Source organism: Actinosynnema sp. CA-299493 (assembly GCF_050946825.1).
Classification (GTDB): domain Bacteria; phylum Actinomycetota; class Actinomycetes; order Mycobacteriales; family Pseudonocardiaceae; genus Actinosynnema.
Map to the genome: position 1 here is coordinate 4,911,075 of NZ_CP191993.1, position 22,829 is coordinate 4,933,903.

19 protein-coding genes and 1 pseudogene are annotated in these 22,829 nt (G+C 72.4%); 9 read left to right on the top strand and 11 right to left on the bottom strand.

The annotated features are described in order from the left end of the window. Positions 1-40 precede the first annotated feature (40 nt). From ACQPYE_RS20365 to ACQPYE_RS20390, 6 genes are all read right to left on the bottom strand, one after another. Positions 41-1,624 (bottom strand): amidohydrolase, encoded by a 1,584-nt coding sequence (locus tag ACQPYE_RS20365; RefSeq protein ID WP_498713425.1) that lies wholly within the window; start codon positions 1,622-1,624, stop codon positions 41-43. After that, positions 1,621-2,637: an L-erythro-3,5-diaminohexanoate dehydrogenase gene (kdd, locus tag ACQPYE_RS20370; RefSeq protein ID WP_498713426.1), complete on the bottom strand. Its 1,017-nt coding sequence runs from the start codon at positions 2,635-2,637 to the stop codon at positions 1,621-1,623. Before kdd ends, ACQPYE_RS20365 begins: the two co-directional genes overlap by 4 nt. Positions 2,638-2,852: 215 nt before the next feature. Beyond that, on the bottom strand, positions 2,853-4,400 hold the full coding sequence (locus ACQPYE_RS20375) for an alpha-amylase family protein (protein ID WP_498713428.1): 1,548 nt from the start codon (positions 4,398-4,400) through the stop codon (positions 2,853-2,855). Beyond that, positions 4,397-5,356, bottom strand: coding sequence for a TIGR03885 family FMN-dependent LLM class oxidoreductase (locus tag ACQPYE_RS20380; RefSeq protein WP_498713430.1), 960 nt, complete (start codon positions 5,354-5,356; stop codon positions 4,397-4,399). Before ACQPYE_RS20380 ends, ACQPYE_RS20375 begins: the two co-directional genes overlap by 4 nt. A gap of 50 nt (positions 5,357-5,406) precedes the next feature. Next, on the bottom strand, positions 5,407-5,952 hold the full coding sequence (locus ACQPYE_RS20385; protein ID WP_498713432.1) for an EF-hand domain-containing protein: 546 nt from the start codon (positions 5,950-5,952) through the stop codon (positions 5,407-5,409). Positions 5,953-6,040: 88 nt separating this feature from the next. Then, on the bottom strand, positions 6,041-6,514 hold the full coding sequence (locus tag ACQPYE_RS20390) for an FxsA family protein (protein ID WP_498713433.1): 474 nt from the start codon (positions 6,512-6,514) through the stop codon (positions 6,041-6,043). Between the two features lie 108 nt (positions 6,515-6,622). Between ACQPYE_RS20390 and ACQPYE_RS20395 the strand changes: the two genes are divergently transcribed. After that, positions 6,623-8,011, top strand: a complete 1,389-nt coding sequence (locus tag ACQPYE_RS20395) for a KamA family radical SAM protein (protein WP_498713435.1) — start codon at positions 6,623-6,625, stop codon at positions 8,009-8,011. A gap of 159 nt (positions 8,012-8,170) precedes the next feature. Then, a complete protein-coding gene (locus ACQPYE_RS20400) occupies positions 8,171-9,388 on the top strand; it encodes a cytochrome P450 (RefSeq protein ID WP_498713436.1) in 1,218 nt (405 codons plus the stop codon). A 51-nt stretch (positions 9,389-9,439) separates the two neighbouring features. Here ACQPYE_RS20400 and ACQPYE_RS20405 read toward each other — a convergent pair whose 3' ends face one another. Beyond that, on the bottom strand, positions 9,440-10,093 hold the full coding sequence (locus ACQPYE_RS20405) for a hypothetical protein (protein ID WP_498713438.1): 654 nt from the start codon (positions 10,091-10,093) through the stop codon (positions 9,440-9,442). 118 nt (positions 10,094-10,211) lie between these two features. On the opposite strand from ACQPYE_RS20405, the gene ACQPYE_RS20410 reads away from it, so the two are divergent. The 3 genes from ACQPYE_RS20410 to ACQPYE_RS20420 all read left to right on the top strand — a co-directional run bounded on the left by ACQPYE_RS20410 (position 10,212) and on the right by ACQPYE_RS20420 (position 13,118). Further along, on the top strand, positions 10,212-11,057 hold the full coding sequence (locus tag ACQPYE_RS20410; protein ID WP_498713440.1) for a carbohydrate kinase family protein: 846 nt from the start codon (positions 10,212-10,214) through the stop codon (positions 11,055-11,057). A gap of 76 nt (positions 11,058-11,133) precedes the next feature. Continuing rightward, a complete protein-coding gene (locus ACQPYE_RS20415; RefSeq protein ID WP_498713443.1) occupies positions 11,134-12,159 on the top strand; it encodes a LacI family DNA-binding transcriptional regulator in 1,026 nt (341 codons plus the stop codon). Then, positions 12,156-13,118, top strand: a complete 963-nt coding sequence (locus tag ACQPYE_RS20420; protein WP_498713445.1) for a winged helix DNA-binding domain-containing protein — start codon at positions 12,156-12,158, stop codon at positions 13,116-13,118. Before ACQPYE_RS20415 ends, ACQPYE_RS20420 begins: the two co-directional genes overlap by 4 nt. Positions 13,119-13,531: 413 nt before the next feature. Here ACQPYE_RS20420 and ACQPYE_RS20425 read toward each other — a convergent pair. Next, positions 13,532-13,894: pseudogene (locus ACQPYE_RS20425) on the bottom strand (carbohydrate binding domain-containing protein); the annotation flags it as partial. 231 nt (positions 13,895-14,125) lie between these two features. Here ACQPYE_RS20425 and ACQPYE_RS20430 point away from each other — a divergent pair. Beyond that, positions 14,126-16,426: a helix-turn-helix transcriptional regulator gene (locus ACQPYE_RS20430; RefSeq protein WP_498713447.1), complete on the top strand. Its 2,301-nt coding sequence runs from the start codon at positions 14,126-14,128 to the stop codon at positions 16,424-16,426. Here ACQPYE_RS20430 and ACQPYE_RS20435 read toward each other — a convergent pair. After that, complete coding sequence (locus tag ACQPYE_RS20435; protein WP_498713449.1) at positions 16,423-17,202, bottom strand: MerR family transcriptional regulator; 780 nt, start codon at positions 17,200-17,202, stop codon at positions 16,423-16,425. The genes ACQPYE_RS20430 and ACQPYE_RS20435 overlap by 4 nt on opposite strands. A gap of 4 nt (positions 17,203-17,206) precedes the next feature. Then, positions 17,207-18,430: a serine hydrolase domain-containing protein gene (locus ACQPYE_RS20440; protein ID WP_498713451.1), complete on the bottom strand. Its 1,224-nt coding sequence runs from the start codon at positions 18,428-18,430 to the stop codon at positions 17,207-17,209. 243 nt (positions 18,431-18,673) lie between these two features. On the opposite strand from ACQPYE_RS20440, the gene ACQPYE_RS20445 reads away from it, so the two are divergent. Genes ACQPYE_RS20445 through ACQPYE_RS20455 form a run of 3 tightly spaced genes read left to right on the top strand, consistent with a single transcriptional unit; the run spans position 18,674 to position 21,311 of the window. Beyond that, complete coding sequence (locus ACQPYE_RS20445; protein WP_498713453.1) at positions 18,674-19,510, top strand: CPBP family intramembrane glutamic endopeptidase; 837 nt, start codon at positions 18,674-18,676, stop codon at positions 19,508-19,510. Beyond that, positions 19,507-20,655, top strand: coding sequence for a sensor histidine kinase (locus ACQPYE_RS20450; RefSeq protein ID WP_498713456.1), 1,149 nt, complete (start codon positions 19,507-19,509; stop codon positions 20,653-20,655). Before ACQPYE_RS20445 ends, ACQPYE_RS20450 begins: the two co-directional genes overlap by 4 nt. Further along, positions 20,652-21,311 (top strand): response regulator, encoded by a 660-nt coding sequence (locus tag ACQPYE_RS20455; RefSeq protein WP_498713458.1) that lies wholly within the window; start codon positions 20,652-20,654, stop codon positions 21,309-21,311. Before ACQPYE_RS20450 ends, ACQPYE_RS20455 begins: the two co-directional genes overlap by 4 nt. Before the next feature lie 4 nt (positions 21,312-21,315). Here ACQPYE_RS20455 and ACQPYE_RS20460 read toward each other — a convergent pair whose 3' ends face one another. Next, positions 21,316-22,614: a cytochrome P450 gene (locus ACQPYE_RS20460; protein WP_498713460.1), complete on the bottom strand. Its 1,299-nt coding sequence runs from the start codon at positions 22,612-22,614 to the stop codon at positions 21,316-21,318. Positions 22,615-22,829: the final 215 nt, after the last annotated feature.

A 22,829-nucleotide genomic window follows, 5' to 3' on the forward strand; every position in this document is an offset into this window, starting at 1 on the left:
CGGCGCGCGATCACCCGTCGCCGGACCGGGAGAGGGACCGTCACCCGAGGTCGCCCCGCTCGTAGACGATCCGGCCGCGCAGGACGGTGCGCAGGCACGTGGGAGCCGGGCCGTCCAGGGCGGGCAGGGCCGGGACGCGGGAACGCGGGTCGGTGGACCAGCGCTGCACGCGGCTGTCGGGGGCGGCGACCTCCAACTCCCCCGCCTCCCACACGGCGTAGGTGGCGGGCGCGCCGGGTTGCAGGGTGCCGGTGACACCGTCGTCGACGCCGGCGGCACGCCACCCGCCGCGGGTGTGGGCGTTGAACGCGGCGCGCGGCGAGATGCCGTGACCGTCGGTGCGGTGCCGGACGGCGGCCTTGACCGCGGCCCACGGGTCGATCGCGGTGACGGGGGCGTCGGAGCCCAGCGCGAGGATCATGCCCGCGGCGGCGAGGCGGGAGAACGGGTTGAGCGAGGTGCCCCTCGCGGCGCCGAGACGCCGGGAGTACATGCCGTCGGGGCCGCCCCACTCACGGTCGAAGAGGGGTTGCACGGAGGCGACGACACCCCAGGAACCCAGGCGCGCGGCCTGCTCGGACGTGATCATCTCCAGGTGCTCGAGCCGGTGCCGGCGGGCGGCCAGCGCGGGAGCGCCGACCACGTCGGCGGCACGGGCGAAGCCGTCGACGACCGCGGCGACGGCGGCGTCGCCGATCACGTGGAACCCGCCCTGGATCCCGGCCCGGGTGCAGGCGATCAGGTGCTCGGCGACGGCGTCGGCATCGAGGTAGAGGGCGCCGGTGGTGTCGGCGTCGGCATAGGGCTCGCACAGGGCGGCGGTGCGGGAACCCAACGCGCCGTCGACGAACAGGTCGCCCGCCAGACCCCGCACGGGCAGGTCGACCGGGTCGAGACCGCCCCAGTAACCGGCGACGTCGAGCAGGTCGGTGGCGAGCAGGTCGGCCAGGTCGTCGCGGCTGGAGATGTCGGGTCCCGCGCATTCGTGCACCGCCGCGATACCGCGCGACGCGGCGTGCTCCAGGAACGCCCGCTGGGCGGCGCGACGCCGGTCCACGGGGATCGCGTCCTTCGCGGCCCGCCGCACGTGGTGGTGCGCCGCGCGCGACAGCGGCCCGTCGGGCGTCCACCCGTCGGCGGCCCGGGCCTCCGGGGCGAGGTCGAGCAGCGCGGTCGACACCACAGCGGAGTGCACGTCGATGCGGGACAGGTAGACCCGCGCGCCCCGGGCCGCGTCGTCGAGTTCCGCGCGGGTCGGCGGCCGGTTCTCCGGCCACCGGGTCTCGTCCCACCCGTGGCCCCAGACCACCGGGCCCTCCGCGGCGCGCACGGCGTCGAGCAGCTCGGCCAGACAACGGCAACCGGTGAGGTCCAACCCGGTGAGCAGCAACCCCGCGGACGTGGCGTGCACGTGGGCGTCCACGAACGCGGGGGCGACGAACGCGCCGCGCAGGTCGGTCACCTCGGCGTCGGGGTGCAGGGCACGGCCGGCACCGTCCTGGCCCAGCCACACGACGGTGCCGCCGCTGATCGCCATGGCGGTGGCGTCGGGGGCGGTCGGGGAGTGGATGCGTCCCCCCACGAGCAGGCGCGTCGCCTCGGGGGCGCCGTTCACGGTAGTCACGCCTGCTGAGTCTGCCGGTGCTCGAACAACGCCCGCACGGCAGGTTCACCACGCAGCAGGTCCAGGGCGAACGCGGCGTGACCTGGCACGTAGCCGTTGCCGACGAGCATCTCCACATCCGCGGCGAGACCTTCGGCGCCCAGCGCGGCGGCCGGGAACGACGTCGCCATGGAGAAGAACACGACCGTGCCGCCATCGGCGGTGGCCAGGATCGCACCGTGCTCGCAGCCGGGCACGTCCACGCACACCACGGTCACGTCCACCCGCTCGCCGACCGCCTCGGCCACGGCGAGCGGATCGCGGGCGTCGGCGACGACCACGCTGTCCGCCAAACCCGCGGAGCGCACCGCGGCGGCCTCACCCCCGGTGGGCACCAACGCCACGAGCCGGGACGCCCCGGCACGACGCGCCGCGGCCAACGACAACGACCCCGACTTGCCCCCGCCGCCCAGCACCAGCACCGACGACGCGTGACGACGACGGACGACCCGATCGGTCAACGCGGGCGCGCCGCACACGTCCAACACCGACAAGGCGAGCTGCTCGGGCAGGTCGTCGGGCAGCACGGCGGCGATGGAACGGCCGAACAGCACCGCCGTCCCCTCGCACGGCACCTGCTCGTCCGCGCCGTCCCACGCGGCCAAACCGTCGGTGATGCGCAGCGGGGTGAGGGTGAGCGACACCAGGGTCGCCACCCGGTCGCCCACCCGCAGCCCCAGCGGCGAACGGGGCCCGACCTCGCGGACGGTGCCCAGCAGCATGCCGCCCGAACCCGTCACCGGGTTCTGCATCTTGCCGCGGTCGGCGACGATGTCCAGCACGGCCCGCCGGACACCGGCGACACCGTGCTCCTCGCGCAACTGCCGGTAGGACGCGGCGTCGAGGTTGAGCCGGGAGACGTCGACCAGGACCTCGTCCGGCCCGCACACCGCGGTCGCGTCCAACCGGCGGGCCTGCTGCGGCAGCACCCCGGCGGGTTCGAGGACGCGATGCAGACCGTACGGCGACGTCATGGAAATCCTCCGGTCGAAAGGCTCTGGACCGGGATATCTTCACGTGAACGGGCAAGATTCCGCAAGGGACGCACTACGAACGACGAAGGTGCCCGGCCCGGAAGATCACCCGGGCCGGGCACGAGGACGACCGGTCGAGCCGGTCGGACCCTGCGGCACCACCGACCGGCCCGACTGCGGCTACCGGCTCACCGCTACCAGTCACCGGCCCAGGACTACCGGCTCACCTGACGGAACCACCGACACCCGTACGGACCCAACTCCACCACCGCCGTGCCGTCCTTCTTCGGCGTCACCGTCCCGTCCACCAGCAGATCGGTCAGCACACCGTCCACCTTCGGCACCTCCACCACCACGTCCCGATCGGCGAAGTTGTGCACCGCCACCACCACACCACCGTCGATCTCACACCGGTGCGCGAACACCGACGGCTCCGCCGTGTCGATCGTCGAGAACGTCCCCCACGCCAACTCCGGACACTCCCGATAACGCTCCACCAACAACCGCGTCCACCCCAACAACGAGTCGGGATCCCGACGCTGCCCGTCCACCGCGTCCCACCACATCGGCGTCCGCACCGCCAACCGGCCCTCCAACGACAAGTCCTCGGTCATCCCGACCTCCTCGCCGTAGAACAACACCGGCGTACCCGGCAACGAGAACAACAAGCTGTACACCATCTTGATCCGACCCAGGTCCCCCTCCAACATCGACGGCAACCGCCGACGCAGACCCCGCCCGTACAGCTGCATGTCCTCCTCCGGACCGAACGCCGCGAACACCTCCTGCCGCTCCGGCTCCGTCAACTTGTCCAACGTCAACTCGTCGTGATTGCGCACGAACGTCGCCCAATGACAATCACGCGGCGGAGCCGGCCGCTCCTTCAACGCATGCGTCAGCGGACTCGCGTCCATCCGCGCCAACGACAAGTACATCTGCTGCATCCCGATGAAGTCGAAACACATGTGCAACTCGTCGCCCACACCATCGGACCCGCCGAAGAACGCCATCGCCTCCGTGTACGGCAGGTTCACCTCACCCAACAGGATCGCCTCACCGTTGCGCCGCGACAAGAACGCCCGCAGATCCGCCAGGTAGTCGTGCGGATCCGGCAACGCCTCCACCGGCGCCTCCAACAAGAACGGCACCGCGTCCACCCGGAACCCCGACAACCCCAACTCCATCCAGAACCCCATCACCCGCGCGATCTCATCCCGCACCGCCGGGTTCGCCACGTTCAGATCAGGCTGGTGCCGGTAGAACCGGTGCAGGTAGTACCGCTTCGCCTTCCGGTCGTAAGTCCACAGCGACGTCTCCTTGTCCGGGAACACCACACCCTCGTGCGCGTCCGCCGGCGGCTTGTCCGCCCACACGTACCAGTCGTGGAAATCACTCCCCGGATCACGCGCCGCCTGGAACCACGGGTGCTGATCCGACGTGTGGTTCACCACCAGGTCCGCGATCACCCGCATCCCCCGGTCCCGCGCCGTCCGCACGAACTCCGCGAAATCACCCAACGTCCCCAACCGCGGATCCACGTTGTAGAAATCCGTGATGTCATACCCGTCATCCCGATCCGGCGTCGGGAAGAACGGCATCAACCACAAACACGTCACACCCAACCGGTGCAAGTGGTCGATCTTGTCGATCAACCCCCGGAAATCACCGTGACCGTCACCGTTCGAATCGTGGAACGTCTCCACGTCCAAGCAGTACACCACAGCGTTCTTCCACCACAGGTCCGCCGTCCGGGTCAGCTTCACGCCCGCACCTCCGACAGAACCCGCTCACCGAACGCGTCCAGGAAACGCTCCTGCTCCTGACCCACGTGGTGCAGGTAGATCTCCTCGAACCCCAGATCCGCATAACCCCGGATCGTCTTCGCGTGCCACCCCAGATCCGACGACACGTTCACCACCTCCGCCACCCGCTCCACCCCCACGTGCTCCGACACCACGTCGAAGTGCTCCGCCGTGTCCAAGTCCCAGCACACCGGCGGCCCGAACACGTTGCTCCGCCACTGCTCGTGCGCGACCGCCCGCGCCTCCTCGTCCGTCCCCGCCCAGCTCAAGTGCACCTGGAGGTGCAACTTCCCCCGACCACCCGCGTCCCGGTAAGCCGCCACCATCCGCTCCAACCGCGCGGGCGGCGCGTTCACCGTGATCAACCCGTCCGCCCACCCCGCACACCACCGCGCCGTCTCCTCGCTGACCGCCGCGCCGATCAACAACGGAGGCTCAACCGGTCTCGTCCACAACCGCGCCCGATCCACCCGCACCAGACCGTCGTGACTGACCTCCTCCCCCGCCAACAACGCGCGGATCACCTCCACGCACTCCAACAACCGCGCGTTCCGCACCTCCTTGCGCGGCCACCCACCACCCGTGATGTGCTCGTTGCTCGCCTCACCACTGCCCAACGCCGCCCAGAACCGACCCGGGTACATCGCACCCAACGTCCCGATCGCCTGCGCGATGATCGCCGGGTGATACCGCTGACCAGGCGCGTTCACCACCCCGAACGGCAACCCCGTCGCCTCCAGCGCCGCACCCAACCACGACCACGCGAACGCGCTCTGCCCCTGCCTCGCACTCCACGGCGAGAAGTGGTCCGAACTCATCGCCGCGTCGAACCCCACCTCCTCCGCCCGCCGCACCGCCGCCAACAACGCGGAGGGGTGGACCTGCTCATGAGACGCGTGCACACCGATGACGGTCATGCCGTCTCACATACCCAGGCCACCCCCCGGCGACACCCCGACCGACCCGCTCAGCCCCCGCTCAACATCCGCGCACCCTTCACCGACGCGTCCTCAGCCGTGAAGAAACCCCGCACGTGCGCCTGGAACTCCGCCCGATCCACCCGACCATCGCCATCCACGTCCATCCCCGCGAACGCGATCGCCGCCACCTGCGGATCCGTCACACCCGAACCCCGATAGATCCCCGCGAACTCACTCCCGTCCAGCGCACCGTCACCATCACGATCCGCCAACTCGAAGTTCCGAGCCGACGCCACCAACCACCTCTCCACCAACTCACCCGCCGACAACCGCCCCGACTCGTGCGCCTCCCGGAACTCACCCCGGCTCACCACACCGTCCGCGTCCAGATCCGCCCCCGCGACGTACTCCCACACCTCCCGGTACGCCGCCACCAGATTCCTCACCTCCGGCGACTCCACCCCCAACCCGAACTCCCGACCCACCCCACGAGCCGTCGCCGAGAAGTCCTCCCAACCGACCACACCGTCACCGTCCACGTCGAACACCGCGAAAGCCCGGTCGACGTTGTCCATCCGCAGATCGCCCGACATGACCACACCTCTCCCTGGGAACGAAACCAGGGCGAAGCGTAGGAACCACCCCACCACCCGGCAGCGCGAAACCGCCGGCCACACCCGATCAGGTCAACTCCGGCCGATCCGACGACGACTCCGGCCGCACGTCCACCACATCACCGTCCACCACCACACCACCCGCCATCGGATGCTGCCCGTACCGCACGTTCAACACCATCGCCCGCTCGCGCTCCTCCGCACGCCGCGCGATCCGCCTGCTCAGCAACCGCCGCGTCGGCGTGAACAACAGGAACAACCCCACCACGTCGCTCACGAACCCCGGCAAGATGATCAAGAACGCCGCCGCCGCGATCAACACCCCGTCCGCGAGCTCCTGGTGCGGCGCCCGACGCGTCCGCACCGCCTCCGAGAACGCCGCCACCGCCCGCGCGCCCTCACGACGCATCAACACCAGACCCACCACCCCGCCCAGCAGCAGCAGACCCAGGGTCGGCAGCAGACCCCACGCCCCGAACGCCGCCACCAGGACCGTGACCTCCACGGCCAGACCGACCAGCAGTACCGCGAACACACGCATACCCATCCCAACGCACGAACACCCCGAAACGCTCCCCGCCGAAATATTTACGGCCAAGAGGTCATCTGGCAGCATATCTTCACGCCACTCGACCAACAGGGAGCATGGATGACTGCGCTGCACGAGGTCACCCCCACGCCACACCGGGCCGACCTCCAGCCCTACACCTACGTGCGCCAAGAGCTGGTCGAACCCGACTGGCGCCGCTTCCCCGGCTGGCGCGACACCACCGACGCCCAGTGGCGCGACGCCCAGTGGCAACGCGCCAACTGCGTCAAGAACCCCAAGCAGCTGCGCACCCTCATGGGCGACCTGCTCACCGACCGGTTCTACGACGAACTGGCCGCCGACCAGCAGCACTCCGCCACCATGTCCATGCTCCTGCCACCCCAGATGCTCAACACCACCGCACCGGACGCCCCACTCGACCCCGAGGCGTTCACCGAAGCCTTCTTCGCCGACCCCATCCGCCGCTACATGCTCCCCGTCCGATCCGACCGCGACCCCCACTGGCCCAGCCACCCCCACTCCGCCCGCGACTCCCTCCACGAAGCCGAGATGTGGGTCGTCGAAGGCCTCACCCACCGCTACCCCACCAAGGTCCTCGCCGAACTCGTCTCCACCTGCCCCCAGTACTGCGGCCACTGCACCCGCATGGACCTCGTCGGCAACTCCACCCCCCAGGTCCAGAAGCACAAGCTCGCGCTCAAACCCGTCGACCGCCAAGACCAGATGATCGACTACCTCAAGCGCACACCCGGCGTCCGCGACGTCGTCGTCTCCGGCGGCGACGTCGCCAACGTCCCCTGGCCCCAACTCGAGTCGTTCCTCATGCGACTGCTCGACATCGACACCGTCCGCGACGTCCGCCTCGCCACCAAAGCCCTCGCCGGACTACCCCAGCACTGGCTCCAGCCCAAGGTCGTCGAAGGCCTCGAACGCGTCGCCCGCACCGCCGGCCGCCGCGGCGTCAACCTCGCCATCCACACCCACGTCAACCACGTGCAGTCCGTGACACCCCTCGTCGCCGAAGCCGCCCGCACCGCCCTCGAAGTCGGCGTCCGCGACGTCCGCAACCAAGGCGTGCTCATGAAGGGCGTCAACGCCACCCCGGAAGACCTGCTCGACCTCTGCTTCGCGCTCCAGGGCGAGGCGAACATCCTGCCGTACTACTTCTACATGTGCGACATGATCCCCAACGCCGAGCACTGGCGCGTCGCCGTCTGGGAAGCGCAGGAGCTCCAGCACGCGATCATGGGCTACCTGCCCGGCTACGCCACGCCGCGCATCGTCTGCGACGTCCCCTACGTCGGCAAGAGGTGGGTCCACCAGCTCCACGAGTACGACCGCGAGCTCGGCATCTCCTACTGGACCAAGAACTACCGCACCGGCATCGAGCTCGAGGACCCCGAAGCCCTCGACCGCCGCTACCCCTACTACGACCCGATCTCCACCCTGCCCGACACCGGCCGCAACTGGTGGTCCGACCAGGCGTAGCCGGATGCTCGGCTCCTTGCTGTTTTTGGTGTGTCGCTGTCAGCGTGACATGATGTGTGATGGTTTGTTTTAGTCAACACTGAAGTTATTGAGATAAGAAAGATAGCCTGGTCGGCCGGTGGTCGCCGGCCGACCAGGCCTCGGGACAGACTGGCAGCCATGAGCGACTCAGCCGTTGCCGTCCAGTCCTACGACCTGTTCACCCCCGAGGCGGTGGCGGACCCGATGCCGCTGCTGCACCGCATCCGCGCCGAGAGCCCCGTCGGCCACCTCCCCCAGCTCGACGCCTACCTGCTCACCCGGCACGCCGACATCGTGGCCGCGCTCAAGGACCGCCGCCTCTCCCCCGCCAACATGGCCCAGGGCCTGTCCACGTTCAGCCAGGCCGAGCAGGACGAGCTGCTCCCGCTGCGCCAGTCCATGCACCTGTGGATGGGGCACACCGTCGAAGCCGACCACGTGCGGTTCCAGCAGCTGCTCAAGCGCTACTTCACCCCCGCCACCGTCAACGGCTTACGGCCCAGGATCCGCGAGCTCACCACCGAACTGCTCGACGCCGTGGCGCAACGCGGCCGGATGGACGTCGTCACCGACCTCGCGTACCCGTTGCCCGCCAACGTGATCGCCGAGATGCTGGGCATGCCCACCTCGGAACGCGAACAGCTCCAGGCCTGGTCGCGCGACATCGTGGCGATCTTCCAGCTCGCCGACTTCGACCGGCTCCGGCAGTCCCAGCGCAGCGTGCTGGAGATGGAGGAGTACGTCCGCGGCCTCGTCCGGCAACGCCGGGCCGAGCCGCGCGAGGACCTGATCAGCATGTTCGTCGGCGCCGAGCGCGAGGGCCTGGTCACCGAGGACGAGATCGTGGCCAACTGCGTGCTGCTGCTGTTCGCAGGCCACGAGACGACCGCCGGGCTCATCGCCAACGGCCTGGTGCTCCTGCTGGAGCACCCCGACGAGCTGGCCCGGCTCAAGGCCGACCCCGACCTCACCCCCGCCGCGATCGAGGAGATGCTGCGCTGCGACGGGCCGGCGTCCCTGATCGTCCGCGAGAGCACCGCGCCCGTCGAGGTCGGCGGCCACGACCTGCCCGCGGGCACGCGGTTCTACCTGGCGATGATGGCCGGCAACCGCGACCCCGAGGTGTTCGCCGACCCCGACCGGTTCGACATCACCCGCAGGCCCAACCGGCACACCGCGTTCGGGCTCGGCGCGTTCTACTGCCTCGGCGCGGCCCTGGCCCGGACCGAGGCCGACGAGTGCTTCCGGGTCCTGCTCGACCGCTTCCCCGACCTGCGCCCGGCGTACGACGCGCTCGACCGCTCCCCCGTCCCGCCGCTCGGGCACCGGCTGAACTCGCTGGACGTCGAGTTCTGACGTGGTGACGTCCCGTGCCCGACCGGTGATCGCGGTCGGGCACGGGACGGACTACCCCGCCGTGACCGACGCGGCCCGGGCCGCGCGGGTGAGACCTTCGACCCGGAGGTCGCGACCGGCGGCGGGGTCGGCGCGCTGGGCCCGGGCGACCGGGACGTTGACGCAGCCGGGCACGTCGGCCGCGGAACCGCAGTTGTCCGGCCGGTTCCCGGTCACCACGGTCCCGTCGACCACCGTGACGCGCGCGTCCAAGGTGTCGATGCCGCCGCCGGAGCCCGGCCAGGGGGACCACCCCGCGCCAGCCGCGCCCGCGGCGTTGGCGCTGACCCAGCTGCCGCCGAGGGTGAGCGTCTCGCTGTACACGGCGATCCCGCCGCCGCTGCCGCCGAACCCGGCCCGACCGGTGTAGCCGCCGGGCCCGGCGTCACCGCCCCGGCCCGCCCGGTTGGCCGTGATCCTGACGCCGGTGACGGCAGGGCTCAGCGACTGACCTGCCCGGCCACCGACGTCCACACCACCGCCGGTGCCACCCACGCCACCGTCGACGCCACCGGAACCACCCACGCCACCGTCGACGCCACCGGAACCACCCACGCCACCGTCGACGCCACCGGAACCACCCACGCCACCGTCGACGGCGGCGTTCCCGGTGACGGCGCCGCCGCTGATCCGCAGCGCGGTGCCGCCGAATATCGCGAAGCACATGAGGATCGCTCCTTATTTTCGGTCAACACTGAAGCTATAGAGATAGGTAAGACAGAACTTGCGGCGGGGCACTCCTCGTCGTTGGCCGGCTTGGTGATCACCGCGCACACTGGCGCGCATGCACAAGCCGAAGGTGTTCGTCGCGGGGCCGGTGTCGTGGAACCGGCTGGTCGCGCTCGACCGGTTGCCGCCGGCGCGGCCGCACACCGCGTTCGCCACCGGCCACCGCACGGCGGTCGGCGGCACGTCGGCGGGCAAGGCGCTGAACCTCGCCTCGCTCGGCGCGGACGTCACGCTGCGGACCGTCGTCGGTGACGACGAGGCCGGGCGGTCGGTGCTCGACGTGCTCGACCGGGCCGGGGTGCGGGTGATCGCCGAGGTGGTCGACACCCCCACCGAGCAGCACCTCAACCTGATGGACCCGCACGGCGGGCGGGTGTCGATCTACCTCGAACTCCCCCGGCTCCCCCGGGCCGGGCACGACGGACGCGCGCTGGCCGCGCTGGCGGCGGCCGACGTGGCGGTGATCGACCTCGCCGACCACGCCCGTCCCCTGCTCCCCGCCGCCCGCGCGGCCGGCGTGCCGGTGTGGTGTGACCTGCACGACTACGACGGCGTCGCCGAGTTCCACCGGGACTTCCTCGACGCGGCCGACCGCGTGTTCCTCAACGACGACGCCTTCACCGATCGCGACGCGCTGCTGGTGTTCCTCGAGTCGCTCGACAAGCCCGCGGTCGCCACGCTCGGTGCCGAGGGCGCGGTGGCCGTGGTCCACGGGGCCGTCCACCACGTGCCGGCCGTGCCGATCGAGGAGGTCGTGGACACCAACGGCGCCGGTGACGCCTTCTTCTCGGGCTTCCTGGTCGCCCACCTCGCGGGGGCCGACGTCGCCGGTGCGATGGCCGCCGGAGCCCGCCAGGCCGCCCTCTGCCTCGGTTCGGCGGGGTTGGCCCCCGAACCGTGACTGTCAAGGTCTTGCTGAAAGGCTTTGCAAGGACTTTCCTTCTTGTGCGCGTGCCGCCGCGACGGAAGGAACCCGCATGGAGGGCGTGACCGCCCGGTTGAGCGACATCGCCGCGCAGGCCGGGGTGAGCGAGGCGACCGTCAGCCGGGTCTTCAACGGCAAGTCCGGCGTGTCGGCGGCCACCCGCCAGGCGGTGGTGGCCGCGATGGACCTGCTCGGCTACGAACGACCACCGCGCTTGCGGCAGCGCAGCGCCGGGCTCATCGGGCTGATCACCCCCGAGCTGGGCAACCCGATCTTCCCCGCCCTCGCGCAGGTCGTGGAGCAGGTGCTGACCAGCGCGGGCTACACGCCGCTGCTGTGCACGCAGACGCCGGGCGGGTCGACCGAGGACCAGCTGACCGACATGCTGGTGGACCGGGGCGTGGCCGGCATCGTGTTCGTCTCCGGCCTGCACGCCGACTCCACCGCGGACATGGGCCGCTACACCAAGCTGGCCGGGCGCGGCATCCCGTTCGTCATGATCAACGGCTACACGGAGAAGATCTCCGCGCCGTTCATGTCGACCGACGACCGCGCGGCCATGCGGCTGGCGGTGTCGCACCTGGTGGAGCTGGGGCACGAGCGCATCGGCCTGGCCGTCGGGCCGCGCCGGTTCGTGCCGGTGCTGCGCAAGATCGAGGGTTTCGTGCAGCACGTGCGCACCGCGCTCCCCTACACCGCCGAGCAGGCCGAGGCGCTGGTGCAGCACTCGCTGTTCACCGTCGAGGGCGGGCAGTCCGCGGCGACGGCGTTGCTGGACAAGGGGTGCACGGCGATCGTGTGCGGCAGCGACCTGATGGCGTTCGGCGCGATCCGGGCGGCACGGCAGCGCGGGCTGAGCGTGCCCCAGGACGTGTCCGTGGTCGGGTTCGACGACTCGCCGCTGATCGTGTTCGCGGACCCGCCGCTGACCACGTTGCGCCAGCCCGTCGAGGCGATGGGCCAGGCCGCGGTCAACGCGTTGCTGGAGGAGATCGGCGGCACGCCCGCTCCGCACGCGGAGTTCGTCTTCCTGCCCGAGCTCGTGGTGCGCGGCTCGACGGGCGCGGGGCCGAGGTGACCGCCGGTCGGGCGAGGGCGCTGCGCATGCGGGCGCAGCGCCTGACGACCCCCGCCCGGTCGCTGCCCGACCTGCTGCGCGACGTGCTCGCCGTGCAGGCGCAGGACACCACGGCCGCGGGGCTCGCCGTGCGGGCCCGCACCACCGGCGTGACGCCCGCCGACCTGCGTGCCGCGCTCGACGCCGGTGACGTCGTGCGGACGTGCGCGATGCGGGGTGCGGTGCACCTGCTGCGCCGGGAGGACGCCGGCTGGCTGGTGGCGCTGCTCGGCCCGGTGAACGTGGCCCGGTCCCGGCGTCGGCGGCTGGAGCTCGGCCTGACCGACGACGTGTGCGCGCGGGCGCTGGACGCCTTGCGGGACGTGCTGACCGAACCGCTGACCAGGCCGCAGGTCGTCGCCCGGCTCGCCGGCGCCGGCGTGGCGCTCGACCCGGCCACCCCCGCGCCCGCCTACCTGCTGGCCTACGCCGCCAACATGGGCGTGGTCGGCGCGGGCGAGTCGACCTACCGGCTGCTCCCCCTCGCCGACGACGAGCCGCGCGGCGTCGCCGAGCTGGTCCGCCGCTACCTGCGCGCCTACGGCCCCGCGACGGTCGAGGACTTCACCGCGTGGAGCGGCCTGCCGGAGGTCGAGGTGCGCGCCGCGTTCCCCGCCGACGAGCTGGTGCAGGGCGAGCACGGCTGGCAGCTGCCGACCACCGACGCCGCCGACCTCGACGGCACGGTCCGCCTCCTCGGGCCGTTCGACACGTTCCTGCTCGGCTACTCCGACCGAACCCTGCTGCTCGACCCCCGGCACGCGCCCCTGGTGCGGACCGTGGGCCCGCACGTCGTCGTGGACGGCGAGGTGCGCGGCACGTGGCGGCGCCGTGATGGCCGGGTCGTGGTGGAGCAGTTCGGCCACATCCCGGTGTCCGAGCTCGACGTCGAGGTGGAGTCGGTGCTGGCCTGGGCCTGACCGGGGCCGCGGGGCACGGTGGCGGGGCGACGGGCCCGGAGCCGGCGGTGCGGAGCCCGGGGATGGCGCACGACGTGGCTCCGCCGGTGCACGACCGCGCCCGTCTCCGGGTTGCCCGGCAGGTCCAGCACGTAGACCCGCGCGTTGCCCTTCCCGCCCGGGTTCGCGGTCAGCGAGCCGGTGGTGACGGTCCTCGTGCCACCGGTGACCGCGTCGCGGTACGTGCCGTCGGGCACGCCGGTGAACGTCGCCGAACCCGAGATCGCGACCAGCGCGAAGCTGTCCACCGAGCCGGCTGGTAGTGGATCCGGGCCCCGGTCCAGGCGCGGGTCTTGGTGGAGTAGTAGACCTCCGTGTTGTTCGTCGGCTCGGGGGTCCGGGCCGGGATCGGGCCCGGGACCGCACGGGTCGCCGACGCCGACCACGCCGGCGGCGACCGTGACGTCACCCGTGCCGAGGCCGTAGTTCCGCCCGTCGTTGTTGTCCCGGGTGCCGGAGCCGTTGGTGAACACCGCGACCAGACCGGTGGCGTCGCCCAGCGGCACGGTTCGGCGCGCCCAGCCCGCGCACGCCGCCGGTGCCATGCGCTCGCCCGGCACGGCGGTCCACGGGCCGTTGCGCGGCTGGTAGTGCACGTTGGCGACCGGCCACCCCGAAGGCAGGCGGTAGAAGACCGTAGTGCTGCTCGCCGCCGTGGCGGCGGCCGGCGTGGTCGTCCCGCCCTCGGCGGAACTGCCCGGCGCGGTCCACGCCGCCCCGGTCAGGCCGAGGACCACGAGGAAGGCGGTCGGTCGTCGCGATCTCGCTCGCAATCACTGCTCCCGTCGCGCTTCGTTGCGCAAGGTCGTGCAATTGTCTGCAGGCCAGACCCGGCCGGAGGAGGGTGTAAACGGCTTGACGTGGCCGGATGTCGGGCGGCCTTTGCAAGTCTTTGCACAGCGGTTCGCCCGTACGTCGCTTCGTCGAGCTCACGGGACGCGCACACGCCGATGTCGTACGGTGTCCGGATGACCGAGCGGGCAGCGGGAGTCGGTGTGGTGCCGCGGGCGCTGAGTTCGTTCGTCGGCCGCAAGGATCTGCTGGCCGAGCTGCGCCGGCGGATGGGGCTCGCACCGCTCATCACGCTCACGGGCGTGGGCGGCGGCGGCAAGACCCGGCTGGCGCTGGAACTCGCGGCGCAGGTGCAGCGCGCGTACGACGACGGCGTCCGGGTGATCGAGCTGGCGTCCGCGCGCGGCGGCGACCCGGAGTTGTTGGCGCAGGTGGTGCTGAGCGCCGTCGGCGTGCCGGACCAGGCGACCACGACGCCGTTGGAGACGTTGGTCGACTACCTGCGGCCGCGGCAGGTGCTGCTCGTGCTGGACAACTGCGAGCACCTGGTCGAGCCGGTCGCGCGGCTGGTGCGCGCGGTGCTCGGCGCCGCGCCCGGCGTGCGGGTGCTCGCCACCAGCCGGGCCCGGCTGCGGGTGCCCGGCGAGGTGCTGGTGATGGTGCCGCCGCTGGACGTGCCCGCCGAGGACGCGCCGATGGACCTCGACCACGAGTCCGTGGCGTTGCTGGTGGACCGGGCCGAGGCGAGCGTGCCGGGCTGGCAGGTGACGCCGGAGAACTGGCCGGACGTGGTGCGCGTGCTGCGCCGCGTGTCGGGCATCCCGCTGGCCATCGAGCAGGCCGTGGTGCGGATGCGCTCCATGCCGGTGTCGTTGCTGGCCGACCGGCTCGACGACGTGATGCGCGTGCTCACCGCCAACGACACGACCGCGGTCGAGCACCACCAGACCATGGCCGCGCTCATCGACTGGAGCCACGCGCACTGCACGTCCGCCGAACGCCTGCTGTGGGCGCGGTTGTCGGTGTTCGAGGGAGGGTTCAGCCTGACCGCCGCGGAGGCCGTGTGCGCGGGCGACGGGCTGCCCGTCGACCAGGTCGCCGACGCGCTGGCCGGGCTGCTGGACAAGTCGATCGCGCTGCCGTCCGCCGACCGCAGCCGCTACCACCTGCTGGAGCCGTTGCGGCAGCACGGCGCGGCCCGGCTGCGCTCCGCCGGCGAGGTCGACGACGTGCGGCAGCGGCACCAGGACTACTTCCGGCGCGAGGCCGCCCGGCTGGCCGAGTCGTTCGCCGGGCACAACGAGGCCGCGCTGCTGGCGGCGGTCGACGCGGACATGGCCAACCACCGCGTGGTGCTCAACGACCTGATCCGCGACCCCGGCACCGCGCACGCCGGCCTGCTGATGAGCGTCGACCTGGCCCGCACCCGCTGGTACACCTACGCCGGTCGATTACCCGAAGAACGGCTGTGGCTGGGACGCGCGCTCGCCGCCACGCCGCCGACCGCGGACCCGTTGCGGGCCAGCGCCATCGCCCTCGACGCGTGGATCGCGCTGTGCCTCGGCGTGGAGCGGGAGCTCGTCGCGCGGCGGGTGGACGAGGCCGACGCCATGGCCCGCGAGGTGGGCGGGCCGGTGCCGGCGGTGACGTTCGTGCGCGGCGCGTACGCCGTGCTGGCGCTGGGCGCGGTCGACGGTGTCGAGTTGTTGCGGCAGGCGCACGAGGAGTTCGGCGCGCTCGGGCCCGCGTTCGCGGTGGACCACCACCTCGCGCACATCATGCTGACCGTGTCGCTGGTGCTGCTCGGTTCCCGCGAGCAGGCCGAGAACGCGGCCGAGGAGTTCCACGCCGAGTGCGAGCGGCTCGGCGCGCTGTGGGGCATCAGCTGGGCGCACTGGTGCCGCGGTGTGGTGCAGACGCGGTGGGGCGACCCGGTGGGCGCGCTGGACGTGCTGATGGAAGGCCTGCGGGTGCAGCGGGAGATCCGCGACAAGTGGGGTCCGCTGTGGTCGATCGAGGCGTTGGGGTGGGCGCACTCGCGGGCCGGCGACGGTTCCGCCGCCGCCCGGATGCTGGGGCTGGCGCACGGGTTGCACCGGGTGACCGGAGTCCGGGTGGACGGCCTGGTGCCGTTCGCGTGGGTCACCGCGCAGGCCGTGGCACGGGCCAAGGCGGTGCTCGGCGACGACGAGTACGCGCGGGCGTACGCGGGGCCGGCGGAGTCGGTGGAGCAGGCGCTGGCCGTCGTGCTCGACGAGGTGCCGACGCCGGAGCCCGACCGCCGTCCGGGCGGCCTGACCCCGGCCGAGTGGAACGTGGCCAAGCTGGTCGGCGACGGCCTGTCCAACCCGGAGGTGGCCACCAGGCTGGTGATCTCCCCCGCGACCGTGCACACGCACCTGACCCGGATCTACCGCAAGCTCGAGATCAGCAGCCGCCACCAGCTGATCTCACTGCTGGCGAGCATGGCCGACTAGCCCGGTCGGGGGATCTGGACGCCGGCCGCGCGGAGCTTCGCCTCGAACAGCGCGGTCAGCCGTGCCGCGGCCGGTGTCGGCTCCTCGCCGTGGTGGGCGATCAGCGCGTACCGGGTCGCGGCGTCGGTGCGGGCGCGCAGGCCGGTCACGGTCTTCAGCAACGCGGGGTCGGCGAGGTAGTGGTCGGCCACGGCGGTGGCGAGGTCGGCGATGCGGGGGTCGTCGGGCGCCCAGGTCGCGGCGTCGGCCGCACGCCTGGTCAGGTCGACCAGCCGGGTGTCGTCGAGGGCCTGCTCGAAATCGGTGAGGTAGTCGTCGAAGCCCTCCGGCACCAGGGCCCTGGCCAGCACCCAGCCCTCCCTGGTGGCCGCCACCTCCGCCTCGGGGAACCCGAGGCCGCCCATCCGCTCCAGCAGCGCCACCGCCCGGTCGGGCAGCAGCGCGCGGTCGCCGTCGGCGAGCCGGTGCACGGTGTCGCGCCGCGCGGTCAACTCCTCGATCCGCTCGGTGAGCTGCCGCTCGACGGCGACGAGCGCGGCGGCGAACACCGCGGCGTCGGCGTCGAGCAGGGGTCCGATCCCGGCCAGCGGCACCCCGGCGGCGGCCAGCGTCCGGACCTGCACCAGCCGCAGCAGCTCGGCCGACCCGTACCGCCGGTAGCCGGAGCCGTCCCGCGCCGGCTCCTCGACCAGGCCGAGCTTGTGGTAGTGCCGCACCGTCTTCACCGTGACGCCGACGAAGGCCGCCGCCTGCCCGATCGTGACCCTGCTCGTCATCCGCTCAGCCTGCCTGACGGCCCGGGTCGCTCTGCTCGCGGCCGAACACCTCGTCGACGAGCCGCCGCTGGGCGGTCCGGAACGCGGTCGCGATGGACAGCCGGTCGTCGTCCACGCAGTTCAGCGCGGCGGTCAGGGTCCTGCTGCCGTCGGGTGTGCCGTACATCAGCGCCGCGTGGCCGGCGGCGGCGCCGTTGTGGGAGATGACGGTGCCGTGGGCCGTGTCCAGCACGAACACGCCCAGGCCGTAGTCCATGTCGGGGATGCCGGTCGGGTGCGGCTCGCACATCTCGGCCAGCAGCGGGGCGGGCAGGAGATCGCCGCCCAGCAGCGCGGAGAGGAACTTCCGGAGGTCCCGGGTGGTCGAGATCATGTCGCCGCCGGCGGAGATCCAGGACGGGTTCTGGCGCGTGACGTCGACCGTCTTCGACTCGCCGGCGTCCTCGTACCGGTAGTAGGCGTGGGCGTGCGGCTCGGGGAGCTCCGGCGAGGCGCCCGGCAGCACGGTGCCCGACAGCCCGAGCGGACCCACGATCAGCCGGTGCGTCTCCTCCGCGATCGAACGGCCGGTGACGTTCTCGACCAGCAGCCGGGCCAGCACGTAGTTGGTGTTGGAGTAGCTCCAGCCCGCGCCCGGCTCGAACCGCGCAGGCTTGGCCAACGCCGACTCCACCAGCTCGTGCGGGTGGTAGGTCCGGAACCGGTTGTCCAGCCACTCCCCGCCGGTGGTGCCGTACGGGATGGCGATCCCCGGCACGATCGTCCCGTCGTCGTAGACCTCGCCGCTGAAGTTGAACAGCCCGCTGGTGTGCCGCAACAACATCCGCACCGTGATCCGCTCGTCCAGCCCGAAGCCGGGCAGGTAGTCAGCCGCCGGGCGGTCCAGCCCGACCCTGCCCTCGGCCACCAGCTCCAGCACCACGACCGCGGTGAAGGTCTTCGTGGTGCTGCCGATCCGGACGTGCCCTTCGGTCGAGGGCTTCGCGGCGCCGCCCAGCTCGGCCGCCCCGGCGCTGCCGACCCACTCGCCGCGCTCGTCGCGCACGCGCACCGACACCCCGACGAACCCGGACTCGACGATCTCCTCCATCGCCTTGCGCAACTCCGGGCGATCCTGCCCGGTGGTGGTCGGACCGTCCGAAGTGGTCACGGCCGGGCCGTCCGAAGTGGTCTCGTCGGCGGCGTCGTGCAGGGTGCTCGTGTCCTGACCGGACCGGGTGCCGGGCATGGTGGTCGCTCCTTCGCGTCGTGGTGGTGAACGGCGTCGTGCCGCTGCGGCGAGCCTGCACCCCGACCTCGGGTCAACCTCCACCATGATCCGGGTCACAGCAGTGCGCGCGGGCGGACCGCCTTGTCCCCCGCGCGAGCTACAAGCGGATGTCCACTGCGCGGTGACGATTCGACGACGCCACATCCGTAGCGTCCGTCCGGTGCGCGGCCGAACGGTCGCGCACCGGACGGAGGAGTCGTCATGCGCGTGGTACCGCAATTCTTGGCCGTCGCCGCGGTCGCCCTCGTCGGCAACCAGGCCGTCGCCGCCGGGCAGGGCAACCCCTGGCTCACGCTGGTGCTCGGGGTCGCGACGGCGGTGCTCGCCGTGCTCGTCTACGCGTGGGTGGTGCGGCGGACCGAGCACCGCGCGCCCTCGGAGGTGGGCCGGGACGGAGCCGCCGCCGCGACCGGTCGGGGGCTGCTGATCGGTGTCGTGATGTGCGGGTCCGTCATCGCCACCATCGCCGGGCTCGGCGGCTACTCGATCGCCGGCCTCGGCTCGGTGACGGGCATGGTGGGGTTGTTCGGCTTCATGGCCGCCGCCGCCGTGACCGAGGAGCTGCTGTTCCGGGGCGTCCTGTTCCGGGTCGTGGAGGAGCGCGTCGGCACGTGGATCGCGTTGGTGCTGACCGGCGTGGTGTTCGGCCTGGCGCACATCCCCAACCCGAACGCGACGCTCTGGGGCGCGACCGCCATCGCGATCGAGGCCGGCTTCATGCTCGCCGCCGCCTACGCCGCCACCCGCACCCTGTGGCTGCCGATCGGGCTGCACTTCGGCTGGAACTTCGCCCTCGGCGGCATCTTCGCCGCGGAGGTCTCGGGCAGCGGCACGACGGAAGGCCTGCTGGACTCGACGCTCTCGGGTCCGACCCTGCTCACCGGCGGCACCTTCGGTCCCGAGGCGAGCGGGTACGCGGTGGCGGCCGGCGCGGCGCTGACGGTCGTGTTCCTGTGGCTGGCCCACCGCCGCGGCCACCTCGTGCCGCGCCGCCGTCGCGCGGACCGCGCCCTCGCGACCGCTACGCTCGCCGGGTGATCGGCGTCCGCGGGGCTCAGGACCTGTGGCGGCGCTGCGACGTCGTGGTGCGGGACCTCCCGTTCGCCCTGCTGATCGCCGCCACGGCGTTCCTGCCGGGGCTGACCGACTACGGGACGCAGCTCGGCGCCCTGCCCCACCGCCCCTTCGACGCGCTGACCGTCGTGGTGATCGCGCTCGAATCCCTGCCGATCGCGGTGCGCCGGCGGTGGCCCGCGGTGTGCCTCGTCCTGGTGTCGGTCGGCTTCGCCGTCGACCAGCTCCGCGGCTACCACACCGTCGCCGGCACCGCGCTGCCCATCGCGCTGCTGAGCGCGGGCGCGCACCTGGAACGTCACCGGAGGACCACCGCGGTCCTGCTGTCCGCGGCGTACGTGCCGCTGGCGGTCGCGGTCGAACGGCTCGCGCCGGGCGAGGGCGTGCTCGGGTACGCGACGTTCTACCTCACGCTGGCCATCGTGTGGGGCGCCGGGTCGTGGCTGCGGATGTTCCGGGCGACCGAGGCCGAACGCCGCCGCCACGTCGCCGAGACCACCCGGGTCGCCGAGCGCACGCGCATCGCGCGCGAGCTGCACGACGTGGTGACCCACCACGTCACGGCCATGGTCGTCCAGGCGGAGGCCGCGCGCTACCTGACCGCCGCCCCCGAACGCCTCGACCAGGCCCTGACCGCCGTGACCGACACCGGCCGAAGGGCCATCGGCGACCTGCGGCACCTGCTCGACCTGCTCAACCCGGATCACGGCGTCGACCCGGGCACGGGCCCCGTCGGTGAGCTCGACGCCCTCGTCGAGCGGACCCGGCGGGCCGGTCAGCCGGTCGAGTTCAGCCGGGAGGGCGCTGCGCCCGAGACGACCGGCAGCGCCGAGGTCACGGCCTACCGGGTCGTGCAGGAGGCGCTGACGAACGCGCTCAAGCACGCCCGCGGCAGCCGCACCGCGGTCCACGTCCGGCACCACGAGGGGGAGATCGCCGTGGAGGTGACCACCGAGGGTCCGCGCACCACGTCACCGGGCGGGAGCGGGCGCGGGCTGATCGGCCTCCGCGAGCGGGTCGGCGTGCTCGGCGGCGAGTTCGACGCGGGCGGTCGACCCGGCGGCGGCTTCGTCGTGCGGGCCCGCATCCCCGCCGGCCGGACGTCGTGACGGCGCCGCTCCGGATCCTGGTCTGCGACGACCAGGCGCTCATCCGCACCGGCTTCGCGACGATCATCGACGCCCAGCCCGACCTCGAGGTGGTCGGCGAGTGCGGTGACGGGCGGGCCGCGGTCGACCTCGCCGGCCGGTTGCGCCCGGACGTGGTGGTGATGGACGTGCGGATGCCGGTCCTCGACGGCATCGAGGCCACCCGCCTGCTGGCCGGCGCGGGTGTGGCGGATCCGGTCAAGGTGCTCGTGGTGACGACGTTCAACCTGGACGAGTACGTGTACGAGGCGCTGCGCGCGGGAGCGGGCGGGTTCCTGCTGAAGGACGCGCCGCCCGCCCAGCTGCTGCACGGGATCCGCACCGTCGCCGCCGGCGCGGCGCTGCTGGACCCCGAGGTGACCCGGCAGCTCGTCGGCCGGTACGCCACCCGGATCCGGCCCGCCGAGGGCGCCCGCGGCGACGTGCCGCTGGCGCCGCGTGAGCTGGAGGTGCTCCGGCTGATCGCCGACGGCCGGTCCAACGGCGAGATCGCCGCCGCGCTGGTGATCAGCCACGAGACCGTCAAGACGTACGTGTCGCGCATCCTCACCAAGCTCGACCTGCGCGACCGCGTGCAGGCCGTGGTCTACGCCTACCGCCGGGGCCTGGTGGACTGAGGGGTCACGGCTCCAGCAGCGCGGGCACCGAGGCGAACGTGTTGGGCACGACCTTGTCGCCGCGCTCCAGCTCGGACGGGTCCACCACCAGCCGGGCCCGGGGCGCCCGCGTCCGCAGTGCCACCAGCGCGGCCCGTGCCTCGATCCGCGCCAGGAGGTGGCCCAGGCAGTAGTGCACGCCGTGCCCGAACGCCGCGTGCCCCAACGCCGCGTTGCCGCCGACCTGCGCCCGCGTCGGGTCGAACCGGTCCGCGGTCGGGCCGTGCACCAGCGGGTCGCGACCGGCCGTGCCGAGGCCGATCATCACCACCGCGCCCTCCGGGATCACGCCGCCGGGCAGCTCGATGTTCACCTTGGCGCGGTAGTGCGGCGTGACGCGGACCGGCGGGTCCCAGCGGGCCGCCTCCTCGACCGCGGCGGCGACGGTGTCCTCGTCCACCGCGTCCCACGCGCCCGGCGTGGCGAGCAGCGCGACAGCGGCGTTGCCGATGAGACCGGTGGTCGTCTCGTGCCCCGCGACGACCAGCAGGATCGCCGTGGTCAGCAGTTCCTCGGGCGTCAGCCGCTCGCCGTCGACCTGCGCCTGCACGAGGCCGCTGAGCAGCGCGTCGTCCGGCTGGTCCCGCTTGTACTCGATCAGGCCGGCCAGGTAGCCGAACATGGCGTCGGAGGCGGGCACCACGAGCTCGGGCCGTTCGGTCATCATCGCCGCGGTCCAGTGGTGCAGCTGGTCGCGGTCCTCGACGGGCACGCCGAGCAGGTCGCAGATCACCGCGAGCGGCAGCGGGAACGCCAGGCCCTCGATCAGGTCGGCGTCGTTCGGCAGGGCAGCGACCAGGTCCCGCGCGGTCTTCTCCACCACCGGCTGCAGGGCGGTGACGCGGCGCGGCGTGAACGCCTGCGACACCAGCGCGCGCAGCCTGCGGTGGTGCGGCGGGTCGGTGTTGAGCATCGACGGGCCGATGATCCGCGACAGGTCGGTCGGCCTGCCCTTGCGCGCCAACTGGTCCTGCATCGCGGCGCGCAGCCCGGCGGCGTCCTTGGCCAGCCGGTCGTCGCCCAGCAGCGCCCGGGTCGCCTCCAGGCCCATGGTGGTGACCAGGACTTCCAGCCCGTTGGGCAGCTCGGCGAGGTGCACGGGGCCGCGGCGGGCCAGCTCGTCCTCGTGGGCGTGGTGTTGCCATCCGCGCAGCGGGCCGCCGACGAGGGCCTGTCGGTCCGGGGCGAACTCCGCGGTCAGCTGCACGTCTTCTCCTCGTGGTGCGATCAGGTTCTGCGGCGTCCACTTTCGTGTGAGCGCCACCCGCCGCGCATCCACCGCTCTCCGTATTACCGGTGACAGCGTACGGAGATCGGTGGACATGATCACGCAATCGCGGATACGGAGGCACGTACGGAGGTTTGCCGATGCGGACTTCCGCACGTGTGCGCGAAGCTGAGAGGTGTTCGGCACCCCGACGACCGAACGCCGGGCGGGTCAGGCGGGTTGGCCGCCGCCCGGCATCCCGGGGGGGGGGA

Excerpts from the sequence above, each read along its gene's own strand:
- kdd (WP_498713426.1), bottom strand. The coding sequence starts at position 2,637 with ATGACGTCGCCGTACGGTCTGCATCGCGTCCTCGAACCCGCCGGGGTG.
- ACQPYE_RS20380 (WP_498713430.1), bottom strand. The coding sequence starts at position 5,356 with ATGACCGTCATCGGTGTGCACGCGTCTCATGAGCAGGTCCACCCCTCC.
- ACQPYE_RS20385 (WP_498713432.1), bottom strand. The coding sequence starts at position 5,952 with ATGTCGGGCGATCTGCGGATGGACAACGTCGACCGGGCTTTCGCGGTG.
- ACQPYE_RS20390 (WP_498713433.1), bottom strand. The coding sequence starts at position 6,514 with ATGCGTGTGTTCGCGGTACTGCTGGTCGGTCTGGCCGTGGAGGTCACG.
- ACQPYE_RS20395 (WP_498713435.1), top strand. The coding sequence starts at position 6,623 with ATGACTGCGCTGCACGAGGTCACCCCCACGCCACACCGGGCCGACCTC.
- ACQPYE_RS20400 (WP_498713436.1), top strand. The coding sequence starts at position 8,171 with ATGAGCGACTCAGCCGTTGCCGTCCAGTCCTACGACCTGTTCACCCCC.
- ACQPYE_RS20405 (WP_498713438.1), bottom strand. The coding sequence starts at position 10,093 with ATGTGCTTCGCGATATTCGGCGGCACCGCGCTGCGGATCAGCGGCGGC.
- ACQPYE_RS20410 (WP_498713440.1), top strand. The coding sequence starts at position 10,212 with ATGCACAAGCCGAAGGTGTTCGTCGCGGGGCCGGTGTCGTGGAACCGG.
- ACQPYE_RS20415 (WP_498713443.1), top strand. The coding sequence starts at position 11,134 with ATGGAGGGCGTGACCGCCCGGTTGAGCGACATCGCCGCGCAGGCCGGG.
- ACQPYE_RS20430 (WP_498713447.1), top strand. The coding sequence starts at position 14,126 with ATGACCGAGCGGGCAGCGGGAGTCGGTGTGGTGCCGCGGGCGCTGAGT.
- ACQPYE_RS20435 (WP_498713449.1), bottom strand. The coding sequence starts at position 17,202 with ATGACGAGCAGGGTCACGATCGGGCAGGCGGCGGCCTTCGTCGGCGTC.
- ACQPYE_RS20440 (WP_498713451.1), bottom strand. The coding sequence starts at position 18,430 with ATGCCCGGCACCCGGTCCGGTCAGGACACGAGCACCCTGCACGACGCC.
- ACQPYE_RS20445 (WP_498713453.1), top strand. The coding sequence starts at position 18,674 with ATGCGCGTGGTACCGCAATTCTTGGCCGTCGCCGCGGTCGCCCTCGTC.